Origin of the sequence: Vibrio sp. V15_P4S5T153 (genome assembly GCF_963874485.1) — a bacterium.
Lineage (GTDB): Bacteria > Pseudomonadota > Gammaproteobacteria > Enterobacterales > Vibrionaceae > Vibrio > Vibrio anguillarum.
The window spans coordinates 1-12,639 of sequence record NZ_CAWNHR010000002.1; the positions used below are offsets into that span (position 1 = coordinate 1).

The 12,639-nt window shown below is 42.3% G+C and carries 11 protein-coding genes; 6 read left to right on the forward strand and 5 right to left on the reverse strand.

The features are described 5' to 3' along the window. The first annotated feature begins 179 nt into the window (after positions 1-179). The 5 genes from AACT42_RS00300 (at position 180) to AACT42_RS00320 (ending at position 7,538) form a co-directional block, all read left to right on the forward strand. Positions 180-2,519, forward strand: a complete 2,340-nt coding sequence (locus AACT42_RS00300; RefSeq protein WP_094132678.1) for a hypothetical protein — start codon at positions 180-182, stop codon at positions 2,517-2,519. Next, complete coding sequence (locus AACT42_RS00305; RefSeq protein WP_094132676.1) at positions 2,513-4,918, forward strand: integrase; 2,406 nt, start codon at positions 2,513-2,515, stop codon at positions 4,916-4,918. The genes AACT42_RS00300 and AACT42_RS00305 overlap by 7 nt, the downstream gene beginning before the upstream one ends. 11 nt (positions 4,919-4,929) lie before the next feature. Further along, positions 4,930-5,460, forward strand: a complete 531-nt coding sequence (locus AACT42_RS00310) for a hypothetical protein (protein WP_094132675.1) — start codon at positions 4,930-4,932, stop codon at positions 5,458-5,460. After that, positions 5,460-6,821, forward strand: coding sequence for a site-specific integrase (locus AACT42_RS00315; protein ID WP_094132673.1), 1,362 nt, complete (start codon positions 5,460-5,462; stop codon positions 6,819-6,821). Before AACT42_RS00310 ends, AACT42_RS00315 begins: the two co-directional genes overlap by 1 nt. 246 nt (positions 6,822-7,067) lie before the next feature. Beyond that, on the forward strand, positions 7,068-7,538 hold the full coding sequence (locus AACT42_RS00320; protein WP_094129690.1) for an arsenate-mycothiol transferase ArsC: 471 nt from the start codon (positions 7,068-7,070) through the stop codon (positions 7,536-7,538). Between the two features lie 134 nt (positions 7,539-7,672). Here AACT42_RS00320 and arsJ read toward each other — a convergent pair whose 3' ends face one another. The 5 genes from arsJ to AACT42_RS00345 form a co-directional block, all read right to left on the reverse strand. Further along, positions 7,673-8,899 carry an organoarsenical effux MFS transporter ArsJ gene (gene arsJ, locus AACT42_RS00325; RefSeq protein WP_176429049.1) on the reverse strand — a complete coding sequence of 409 codons (1,227 nt, stop codon included), beginning with the start codon at positions 8,897-8,899 and terminating at the stop codon, positions 7,673-7,675. 49 nt (positions 8,900-8,948) lie between these two features. Continuing rightward, positions 8,949-9,446: a cyclin-dependent kinase inhibitor 3 family protein gene (locus AACT42_RS00330; protein WP_094132670.1), complete on the reverse strand. Its 498-nt coding sequence runs from the start codon at positions 9,444-9,446 to the stop codon at positions 8,949-8,951. A gap of 12 nt (positions 9,447-9,458) precedes the next feature. After that, positions 9,459-10,460, reverse strand: coding sequence for an ArsJ-associated glyceraldehyde-3-phosphate dehydrogenase (locus AACT42_RS00335; protein ID WP_094132668.1), 1,002 nt, complete (start codon positions 10,458-10,460; stop codon positions 9,459-9,461). A 21-nt stretch (positions 10,461-10,481) separates the two neighbouring features. After that, complete coding sequence (locus tag AACT42_RS00340) at positions 10,482-10,823, reverse strand: metalloregulator ArsR/SmtB family transcription factor (RefSeq protein ID WP_094129327.1); 342 nt, start codon at positions 10,821-10,823, stop codon at positions 10,482-10,484. A gap of 82 nt (positions 10,824-10,905) precedes the next feature. Further along, positions 10,906-11,283: a hypothetical protein gene (locus AACT42_RS00345; protein WP_094132666.1), complete on the reverse strand. Its 378-nt coding sequence runs from the start codon at positions 11,281-11,283 to the stop codon at positions 10,906-10,908. 330 nt (positions 11,284-11,613) lie between these two features. On the opposite strand from AACT42_RS00345, the gene AACT42_RS00350 reads away from it, so the two are divergent. After that, positions 11,614-12,636 carry a substrate-binding domain-containing protein gene (locus AACT42_RS00350; RefSeq protein WP_094132665.1) on the forward strand — a complete coding sequence of 341 codons (1,023 nt, stop codon included), beginning with the start codon at positions 11,614-11,616 and terminating at the stop codon, positions 12,634-12,636. Positions 12,637-12,639: the final 3 nt, after the last annotated feature.

A 12,639-nucleotide genomic window follows, 5' to 3' on the forward strand; every position in this document is an offset into this window, starting at 1 on the left:
CAATGGGTTATTGTTTCTTGACGAAACGTCCGTAATCCCAATAATTAAAAGTTATCAAAAACTAAATAAATTGTTGAATATTAATAATTAAAACGCTAATTAATATCTTAAATTTACATTGACACTAATCACTATGACAACTAGTGTAGTTATGAGTTGTCAATCTATGGAATGTGGTTGTGAATGTAAAAACACTAAATGAGCTTTCTTTATTAAAAACTGCACTGTCAGTCGAATACTCTAACTACCTAACACTTGCTGCTGAATCCTCAGTTCACAAAAATAGAATACAGCCTGTATTGAATGTTTATGCAGCTTACTGCTACTTGGTTGGGCAAGGTAACTACAGTGCATTGGATATACTGAATGACTCAAGTTCACTTAATGCGCACTTCCAGTCGCTCATTGGATTTGTTTATAGCAATGATGATATCACTATCAGGTACCGATATAACTACGGTAATCTACTCAAAGTCCTTTTCTGCTACATTGCGCAAGATAAGCAACTTGACCTCAATGACGTAAAGCTTTCGTCCACTAAATTCTCAACAGACGTTTCGAGCTGTCTAGCTCAGTTTCGAAAGCACAATATAGATAAATCAAAAGCTGACTACCTTGATGGTTGGCAAGTAACATCAAAAGAAGGCAAAGAACATGAGGCTCACCTTGATACGCTTTATGTGAATTTTGGCGAAGCGTTTACAAACAAGGTTCATCTTGCTCTAAAAAACTATGCTTTTACTCAAAAATCATCATCTCTGAGTTATGCATTAACAGGCTTCAGAAAACTTTTTGTGGGTTTCTCCACTGTTTATAACGACCGAGACGGACTATCAATAGAAATCCTTCTCAGTCGTAATCATGTGCAGCTATTTTTCCACAAGCTGTTTAAAGTGCTATTTGTGCGCTCCCAAGCTGCCCAGAACTGCCCAAAAGATTTTCATGTTAAGTGGCGAAATATCAGTAACTATTATACCGAGTGCTTCATCAACACGGGTGTTTTTGCTGAGCCTCACAAGCCATTCATCGTGCCAGACTGGAAAGACCCAAAAGATGCAGCGCCTACCTTTTCAATTGGCGGCAATGCTACGCAGCCAGAAAACCTTAGATGGTTTGCTAACATCCCACTTAAAATTAAAGATGAAGAGGCTGTTTTAATTATTAAGCAACGTATAGATAGAGATATGGCGCATATCAAGCATGTGTGTCTCTTGAAATTCGATGAGCTTTTAGAGCGAGAGGATAGAAATAAAGTTTTTCAGAGCACGGGCTTAGTTAAACCACTGAACGGCACGTTAGGCAATGTTCAATATAAAAACTGTGTTGGTGCAGATAAGTTAGACAATACAGTCGCAACCTTTTATGCACATGGCATCGCTGCGAAAGACAACTATCTATCATTTTTGGGGTTTCTCGGTAATGCTAGCCAACTCTCCGCAGAGTTAAACTTACCAAACCCTTCAATACTGAACGTTCTTTTGACGCTTCTTGTGATGGAGCATCCTCTGATAACACCGTCTTGGTTAGCAAAGTGGGACTTATTTGATGTAAATGGCAATATGGTAGGCTATAAGAAAGTTGGTAATCAACACATTGCGGTCAGTTACAAATCACGCAAAGGGTCTACCAATGCGCAACAAGAAGTAGTGCTCAATGAGTTTTCTAAATCTATAGTTGAGTTCTTGATACAGCATACACGCATGAGCCGTGAACACCTGAGGCAAAAAGGGAATGTGAGTTGGCGAAAGATGATTTTGACTGCAACCACTACCAGTGCGACGCGCCCAAGCACCCTCAATACCACTCTTTTATCGGCAAATGATTTTTATGATTGGCTTCAGGATAAAACGCTCTTTGATAAGAGCAGCGATATCACCCTGAAAGATGCCCAAGCTATTTCTGACATCCATTCATTACGCTCAATCAGACGACACAGAGGCTTTCAAATTTACTTGGAAACACGTTCAATGGATGCCGTTGCCGAGGCGCTTGGTCATGAAAAGAAGGATGCAAACCTACTGACCTCTTACCTTCCTAAACCACTCATGGACTTCTTTAATGCACGTTGGGTACGTCAGTATCAGAACGCTATTTTACTTGAAGCCATGAAAGATTCAGTGCATCGACTTGATGCTGTGAATATGAGTACAGAGGACATTGAGGAATTCTTAAACAATCACGGTATCAGTAATATTCCAGAGCGTTTCGACCACGGTTTTGTTCAAAAGACCACAACTGATAATGAAACCTCTGAATCCTTAGCGTTCGACCAGTTGACCTACACTATTTCCACCTCTCTTTTGCAGCTTTTGATGGCGATACGCCTTGTCGTTGAGAGTAGTGATGATGAGGAATCTTTTTTAGATATTGTGGCTCACTGGTATCAATCAGCAGTGTTTGTTTTAGATACCCTGAGTTCAGGCAAGCATAGTGCTGATGATGATTTGATGGGAATGCTTGATATTGCAACCAATAACAAACTGAATGCTGACACTATTAAAGGAGCGCTGCTATGTTAAGTGTTGCTATCGACAATACCTCAATTGCTAACCTCATTGAAAGCATCGTGCTAGACCATTCGCTTTTGAATGGTCTAAGTGCCGAAACTCTTGAAGATATTATCAATTTCTCAGTAGCAAATGATGACTATCGAGCATTAGATATCATCACGAATATCCATACTGGCATCTACGGTTACGATGATAGACAGCCCGAATGGTTAGAATCCCGCTTTACTGAAAACAAGTGGGTACTAACATTTGGCAAACACCCAAAAACGATACATTGGGATACAGTGTGCTTAGATGATGGTAAGAAACTCACGGATAAAAAACACCAAAAGTTGTTAAACAGCTTTAAATACTGGATCACAGCGGCAGATAATCCGCTGGAAAACGGTGGGAAGATTATCAGTCCAACAACGGCTTATCAAAAAGTTCTCAAAGTTATCGCTCTCATCAATGCCGTCTTGCTGCACTCGAAAGAATTGAAGATAGCAAAATATCACCTTCTGAATGTGAATGATGACTTCTGGTTGAACATCTTGACGAAATACGCTGAGCACGGAAATTTTCAAGGTGTGTATGAGGTTGATAAGCGCACCAAGGTATTACTTGATAACGCTTCCCAGAGTGTTTCAGATGCACAAACGTTTAAAGAGAAGTTTCCCTACGTTACCCAAGACATTGCGCAAGATGAAAGTTTCTTATTTCTAGCAGAGAGAGAGAAGGCGTGTGCTTGGCTTTTTGAGCAAGGTTATTATCACACTGGAGAAGCCATAAAATACACTGGCAACAGTACTGTGCTGGGTGAGTTGTTGTTTAAAGGTAAGATGCTTTATCACGACACTAATCTCCCCAACTACGCAGAACTACACCTCAAAGCGCCAAACCAATACTCAGAGTATCGTGCAGTTGAGAATAGAGATACCTCAACAGGCACGAGTCAACGGACTATCTCGAAATACATTGAAGCCATTCGATTGATTCATACCAACCTTGAGCGTAAAGATGCGGCAAGTCCTTCAATCTTGTCCGAGCGTGTCAGTGCAGGTCACATTAGTCAGTTAGTTAGCTTAAAAAAAGTAGGGCGTACTCGCACCTTGCCGCCTAAGTTTGTGTTTAATTTAATTCGTCAGTGCTATGAGTTTGCCAAAGAGCATCTACCGACAGAGGAAGGCGCTGTTACTTTGCTAGACGAAACGTTAACGCTGCTGTCTACAGCAAGAAGCAAATCTACTGTAAAAAATTCTAACACACTCCGTCCACACCAAGACTCCCTTGCTTGGAATGAAGAATTGCATCGAGATATGTCTCTTTCGGAGCGAGGTTACTGGTTTCAAACGGAGGCGATCAATTGCCTGAGTAGTGAATACCTGAAAAAAGGAATAAAACAGGCTCAAGGCTTTGCTGATAGCGTTAAAAATCGCTTTGAGCGGATTCGAGCTAATGAGAGCTTGTTTGATTTGTTCTCTGTACTGCAAGGTGCAATACAGGTCTTGGTGGGTGCCATCATGGCTCGAAGACAAGATGAATTAATCAAGTTGAAGTCACATGGTAATCTATCACCTAATGTAAATCCCTTTTCAGAAGATGGCGCAAAAGCAGAGTACAACCTGATATTTAAGGTAAAAAAAACTGGCTCAAAAGGGGTCAACGCAACAATAGAAAGGCCAATTCCCTTATCTATCGCAAGGTTCATTTGGCAACTTGAGCAATTTAACATCAAAGCTAATGAGTTAAATTTAGCCAAAGGAAAGCTGTCTCTATTTAATAATTTAAACTCAAAAGATTGCCAGTTAAGTCAGGTAGTACACATTACCTACAATACACACCTCGATGCTTTGTGTGATTACGTCGAAACGGACTTGGTGGAGTACGACAACGGTGAGTATCGCCGTAATTATGTTCGTCAGCATCAATTGCGCCGCTTCTTTGCAATGGCATTCTTCTGGTCTAAAGGATTTGATGGCATGGATGCTCTGCGCTGGATGCTCGGACATTCAGACATGGAACATCTGTATCACTATATCTCTGAATCGGAAACTGGGGCGGTACTAAATGGGGCTAAAGCCAGTGTGATTGTTCGTGGTGTGGTTGATTCCACCTCTGAACTTGCGAAGCTCGAAGGGATAGAAGAGGTTCGCAAAATGATTGCTGAGCGGCTGACTGGTGATAGCTCAACACCTATTACTATAGAGTCAGTGAGCGAGGCAGCAGGAGATTACGATGATGAGTCTTACCTAACCGTTCCTCATATTAGCCAAATTCAAAAAGAGCAGGACATTGAAACAGAGGTTATTCACCTTCTGGAAGAGGGGCAAATCACACTGGAACCAGAGTTTTTTATCATAGATGATAGTGATGGCAATGCCACTCAAACCTTTAATCTTATTTTAAAAATCAAAGACCTTGATTAAGGATTCGGCTAATGAAAGTTTTAGAGAAAAACCAAACCAAGGTACTTGAAACAGAAAAGCTGTTGAGAGAGATAATCACATCTCCCGCTGAGTTTAAAGATGATGTAGAGCTGATGAAGGCTCTCAAATCCCAATCTGGCATCGCTAAGTATCAGAACCAAGAGCGTAATATCACATCATGCTCATTAAACACGGTCAAAAGTATCTCAGAAGCACTTCTAGAGAGAGGCTTCTTATCCATAGATGAGCTTCGTATTAATGCAAAACTGGCGATAGAGGCTGCACATCACGATGAGAAAGCTTCTAAAGGTAACAAGCAAACCGTCGTGGGTTTAAAGCATAGAGTCGCAGAGCTAGAGTCTGAATTAGATGCAGCGCAGCGCAGCAATTCTTTGCTGACCGTTATGGTCTCAGAGCTGCGCTCTAAGCTAAAGCAGCTAGCGAACCATGAAGGAACAGTAGAAGAGCGACAGGAGGTTTATCGAGAACACAATCGGAAGATTGAAGCACAGATGAATTACACTCTGAATGGAGAGGTATGATGGCGGTTCGTAAGCTTAAAGACTTTGAGCAATGGAGTCATCTTGGGTTTGATGGCAAGCTTGTCTTTCGTAAGCCACTGGATATTCCTTTCGTAACCTACAGTAACCATGTGCCTTGCTATGAAGCCAATGCCTACATCCATAGTTTGATGGTGAGAAACTTAAAAAGTGACACGATTCGTGGATATGCACACGATATTATTCACTTGGTTCACTTTATTGAAAAACAGCCACTATTGAGCCGATTTAGCCAGCTTACAGACGCAACATTCACCCTTTTTATTCAATCGTTACAAGCAGAGAGAACACCACTCGGTGAGCTAAAACGCAGTAATAATTCGGTTATAAAGATTGCTCATACCTGTCTTGATTTTTTGCAGTTTATCCAAGACTTTCATGATTTGAGTTCTTTTATTGGTAAGGATAAAGCTAACTCAATTCAAATACTTGAAAAACCTTACAAGCGCAAACAGGAAGGCTATAAAGGGTTCATTGAAGGCACCAAAATTACGCACCCTGCTGTACCAACAAAAGATGAAATCAAGAAACGCCACCCTGTTTCGGAAGATGATGCCTTGCATGTGTGGGAGTTCATAAAGACTCAGAAAAACAAAGATAAGCGCAGAAGGGACATGGCGCTATATACAGCAATGGAGCAACTAGGTGGTCGTGTATCGGAGCTTCATTTGATTAAAATGACCGATTATGAGGAAGCTAGACGCACAGGTATGCTCACTCTTACCACTCTAAAGCGTAAGGACGATAACACCACTCGAAAGGTTCCTGTCCCACATCTTTTATTATCAGTGATTGCGGATTACATCAAAGTTCGAAAGAAGGTAATGAGGAAGAAGAAAGTTCAGCATGACTATCTCTTTATTAGCTTAAAGACAGGTCATCGCTTATCCGCCGATTCATGGACAACATACATGAACCTATGGAAAAAAGAGCTTGGTATCGAGGGTGAGTTGCATCCTCACCTGTGGAGACACGCATTCATTACTGACAAGCTTAAAGAGCTTATTCTGACCACTAAAGAGGTGAATAATAAAGACGACTTCCGAAAACATCTGCTTCATACGCAAACATTTAAAATGCAGCTTCAGCAATGGACAGGTCACACAAATCTTAGTTCTTTAGATATCTACATTGACCTGGCTTTTGCAGATATTCACGGCTACACAGAGGTTTACAACGCTGTTTCTCTGAAGACAAGTGTTGAGCTTGCTAAACGTCAGATCGAGTTGTTAGAAGAACAGATAGCAAGGAAGGAGTTAACATCTACCGCAGCGCTCGTGGAGATCAAGATATTGTTAGAAGCTTTTCAGTCTGATATCGATAAAAGCATCGTCTCATCGTGATAATAAAGTTGCTAACTTACTTTTGGACAGAACTGTTTTATACTTCCTGCTAATTTACTGAACCATCAATTATCTAAAGTATGGCAAAATTTATTGCGCAATCAATATTGATTGATAGTGCAGACGACTCGCTTTCTCAGCGTATTTCCATGAGTTAGCTCATGCCTATTTTCAATAGTCAACAAACTGTAATGAAAGCATGATAAATGTCGAATTTAGTAATCCTAAACATCTACAGGGCAATTGATGAAAATATTATTTGTGTGCAAACATAATGCAAGCAGAAGCATTTTGGCTGAAGCAATTGCAAAAAAATACCTGCCTGAAAATTTCCAAATCGCAAGTGGTGGTAGCCATCCTAAGGGTCAGATCAATCCTCGTATTGCACAATACCTTGAAATGCATGGCTTTGATGCCTCTGAGTTTCACAGTACGTCATGGGAAGAAAGGCTTAGCTTCCATCCAGATCTAATAATTACTGTGTGTGACACAATGCACAATGAAACTTGCCCAAACTGGTTATCTGCTGGTATTCGTGTTGCTTGGGATCTTGAGCCATTGCCTAATGATGAAGCTTCAGTCTCCGAATTTAACAAGCAGTGCGATAAAGTATACTCCTCTCTAAAACGAAGAATTGGAGCTCTTGCAAACATCGATTTTCAAAATCTCGATTCTGAAGAAATAAAACAGCATGTGCTCGATCTGAAATCAATGTAGATAAGTGTATACGTAACGAACTGATACTACTTCATTAACGTTTTTTACAGCTCTCGCTTATTCGATGACTTGAGGTTAAAAAATAATGCCAGCAATCGTAGCTGGCATTGGTGAACAAATCTGCTTAGTTTTATTTATTGCTGAGCCAGTTTTTGATTTGTACCTATAGGCAGCCAAAACGAAATAATGGTCGTTAATGCTAAGAAGGCAAAGGATACCCATAGACAGGCTGAGAACCCCCACATTTGGAACACCCATCCAGATAGAATCGTCCCTATCAAGCGCCCCATTGCGTTTGCCATGTAGTAGAAACCGACGTCCAGAGACACACCATCGCCCTTGGCATAGCTGACAATTAAGTATGAGTGCAGTGATGAGTTCACAGCAAACACAGCACCAAAAATCATCAATCCAACGACAATAACCACTTCTGGGTGCCATTGCTGCTGAACACTGTAAGCAATTACGCCAGTCACTATAGACAATACCAACGCCCACACTATCGCGGCTTTACCATCTGGAGTATACCCCGATTTACTGCCTGTTATCTTTGGTGCAATTCCTTGAATGATTCCGTAACCGATCACCCAAATAGCCAGGAATCCACCTACGGCGCTATGATCCCATCCAAACACAGATCCCAGATAGATAGGCAGTGCAATCACAAACCAAACATCACGCGCACCAAACAGGAACATACGAGCAGCGGATAGAATGTTTACGCTGCTAGATTTGGAAAAAATTTCAGAGAACTTAGGTTTATTTTTCGCTTTGCCCAGGTCGGATTTAAGGCTAATCACACTGCCGATAAAGACCAGTAAAAGAACACCAGCCATCGCAGCTACCGCATATTGGAAGCCAATCATCGATAACAACGCACCACCTAAGAAAAATCCTGCACCTTTTAGCGCGTTTTTAGAGCCTGTAAGTATGGCGATCCACTTATACAATGCTCCTTGCGCATTCTCTGGCACTAAGGTTTTGATGGAGCTTTTCGCACTCATTTTGTTTAGGTCTTTGGCAATACCTGACAAGGCTTGTGCCGCCATGACCCATGGAATCGAGAGCCAACTTGCAGGGACAGCCAGCATTGACAGAGCGATGATTTGCACTCCCAAACCGATATTCATCGTTCGGTTCAACCCAAGACGAGCACCTAGCCAGCCACCGATGAGGTTAGTGACGACGCCAAAGAATTCATAAAAAAGAAACAGGGAGGCGATCTCTAAGGTTGAATACCCCAAATCATAAAAATAGAGCACCACCAACATGCGTAATGCGCCATCGGTAACAGTGAAGTTCCAATAGTTAAATGTGACCAACATGTACTGGCGGACATTTTGGTTGAGTTTAGACAACATATTCACTCTCTTTAAAAAAAGAGCCGCCTAAGGCAGCTCTTCAAGGCTTCTATTGATTAGCAAATTGGTGGATGTACTCAACTTGTACATCTTTGGTAAATGCGCCAGGTCTTAACGACTGGACATGGGTGATGATTTCTTGCAGCTCCCAACCTTTCTCTAGCAAAAGATGGGCAGCAAGCAAACCTGTCCGTCCCGATCCCCCCATGCAATGCATCGCTATCTTTTCGCCATGTTCTATAGCTTTGTGTAGCGAAGGGGATATATGTTTCCAGCGAGCCTGAAAATCTTCACCTGGAGCACAGTCATCTTCTATCGGTGTGTGAAACCATTGCAAACCTGCTTTTTCGACAATATTAGGCAGATCGCCAACGCCTTTTTCTTGCATCTCATGAGTGCTCAGTGCCGTAACAACGATGGTTACACCTTGAGACTTTAGTTGATCAATACTGTCACTCAGCGACGCTTCTTTAGTGCCAGGACAAGGAGTCAGTATTAACGCTGCGTTATTGTCTTCAACAGGCAGTTCCCACGTAGGATGTGTCATTGGTTTGATTCCTTATGCTAGGCCGACTTTACGAACAAGTTCTGCGGTACGTGTTGCGTAACCCATTTCGTTGTCATACCACGCATAGATTTTCACCATACGCTTGCCAACAACCATAGTCGAAAGCGCATCGACAATCGTTGAACGTTGGTCGCTTTTGTAATCAATAGAAACAAGAGGGCGCTCTTCGAAACCAAGTATGCCTTTCAGCTCATTCTGCGACGCTTCTTTAAGTAAATCGTTCACCTCTTCAGCCGTGGTGTCACGCTTAACATCAAAAATAATATCGGTTAATGAGGCGTTAGCTAACGGCACACGCACTGCATGACCATCAATTTTTCCTTTAAGTTCAGGAAAAATTTCGATAATCGCTTTCGCAGAACCTGTGGTCGTTGGGATCAAACTCATACCACAAGCACGCGCACGGCGAAGGTCTTTATGCGGTGCATCCAAAATGGTTTGCGTGTTGGTCAAGTCGTGAATGGTCGTAAACGATGAGTGTTCAATACCAAGTTGCTCGTGAATCACTTTGACGATAGGCGCAATGCAGTTGGTAGTACAAGACGCAGCGGTCACAATCTGGTGTTTCTCTGGATCAAAAATGTGATCGTTCACACCAACCACAATGTTAGCAATCCCATCTTCTTTGACTGGCGCGGAAACAACCACGCGTTTAACACCTTGCGCTAAATACTGATTCAAAAACTCAGATTTGCGGTGTTTGCCTGTTGCTTCGATGACCACATCACAACCAGACCAATCGACATCACTGATCGCTTTTTGTTGTGAGGTACGAATAACCTGACCGTTGGCAATGATCGCATTACCGTCGCTTGTCACTTCATGATGCCAACGGCCTTGTATTGAATCAAATTCGAGCAAATGAGCCAAGGTCGCCGCGTCACCCGCAACATCGTTAATCTGGATAAATTCGATCTCAGGCCAATCAAATGAGGCTCTTAATGCTAAACGACCAATACGACCAAACCCGTTAATTCCGACTTTAATAGACATTTTTATTTCCTTTTATCCATTCTAAACACAGCATTCTGGGCGAGATTTCATCTCTGCCAGCCTTTGCATATCCTGTTGGTATTCTTGTTTCAGGCAGTTGGACTCCACCAGCCCTTGAATTTGTTTTCTCATCCATCCGGGCAGTTGGTCCGAGAGCCGATAAAACACCCATTGCCCTTGCCTTGTATCAACCACCACGCCACTGGAACGAAGTAGAGCCAGATGGCGAGAAATTTTCGGTTGGCTTTCATTTAACGCTTGCGTCAACTCGCCGACACACACTCGCTGCTCGCGTGCAATCATGAGCAAACAGCGCACTCGCGTTTCATCGGACAGCAACTTAAAAAACTGATGAGGTAGCATTTTACTTATCTCTGTATATGCGGATGTGCATATATATCATATAAAAAGAAATCGCTGTCAATATAAAAGTTACCGCTGACTTTTAAAGGATGATGTTAAAGCGAGAAGTAAAATAGCTGACAGAATGTTGCAGGGCTTTTGTTGCATTTTGATTACAATCGATTTCCCAATAAACCTGTTTTTGATATGCCTCTCGGCGTCTATCGTGTTGGTACATCGCATAGTTAATATCGATCACATAATCGTAAGCGGGCTCTAACCTCTGTGTCGGTTCGATGAAGGTGTAGCCAAAGTAACCCAACTTTTCCAAATGGCTTTGCTCGGGTAAGTCGATGCCGTCAATCGCTTCAAAAGTAATCTCATAGAAACTTCCAGCATTGATATACAACAGTTGAGCAGCGATACAAGCAAGGTCGGAGTTAGGGAAGCTAATCAAATGAACGGTTCTTTTATCTATCATGTTGCCAGCCTCCTTTACTGACATACTTAATTAAGTGGGTGTGTTTAGCTGAATATAGATGAAATTTCGAATTTCATTCACAAATATTTCACACTGTTAAACATTCAATCACCCCATAATTACTGAATAAATAAATATATCCTTCTGATTTTTAATAAAAACAATCTACTTATAAAACAAAAAAGCCAGAGTAGTCATAAATTTGTCACATAAAGTCTATTTTATTGTCACATTGTCCTCTCAGAATTTACCTAGCTAAACAATACAAAGCTGCTTACGGAAGACTTTTCAAAACAGTCTACGGTTATGAAATTTAATGAGGGAAATATTATGAAGTTCGGACGCAATGCGCTTTTGCTTGCTTCAACCATCGCAACCGCGATCTCTGCCCCAGCAATGGCACGTGATACGATCCAAATCGCTGGCTCTTCAACCGTTTTGCCATTTTCTTCTATCGTTGCAGAAGAGTTCGGCCAAACCTTCCCACAATTTAACACGCCAGTGGTCGGTTCCGGTGGTTCAAGTGGCGGTTTACGTCAGTTCTGTCAAGGTGTCGGTGTCAATACCATCGATATTGCTAACGCCTCACGCGCCATTAAATCTTCTGAAGTGGAAAGCTGCCGCGCGAATGGCGTGACAGAAATCATTGAAGTCAAAGTCGGCTATGACGGCATTGTGTTCGCATCTCGTACCGACAGTGGCACTTTTGCCCTTAAGCCAGAGCATGTGTTTAAAGCGGGTGCAGCACAAATTCTGCAGAATGGCAAAATGGTGTCAAACCCTTACACCAACTGGAAGCAAATTGACGCCTCTCTTCCTGACCAAGAAATTCTGCTTGTGATACCAGGTTCTAATCACGGCACGCGTGAAGTGTACGAAGAGAAAGTCGTTCATCCAGGTTGTGAGACTTTTGCCGAAGTCAAAGCGATGGACAAAAAAGCCAAAGGTAACTTCTGTAATGCGATTCGCACCGATGGTCGCGTAGTTGAAGTCGCTGGCGATTATACCGAAACCCTCGCTCGTCTTGATGCTCAGAAAAATGCGCTTGGTGTATTTGGCCTAAGCTTCTACGACCAAAACCGTGACCGCTTGAAAGTGGCGACCGTTAACGGCGTAACCCCAAGCTTAGATACCATTGGCAGCGGGCAATACCCAGTTTCTCGCCCACTGTTCTTCTACATCAAGAATGCTCATGTCGGTGTAGTACCGGGAATTCTCGAATACGCACAGTTTTTTGTGAGCGAACAAATGGGCGCAACGGGTAGCCAACTTGAAGCGGCAGGCCTTATCCCAATGGATGATAAAGAGCGCGCCCAGGTGTCGCAAAACATTAAAAATCGCAAACTCCTTTAAGGC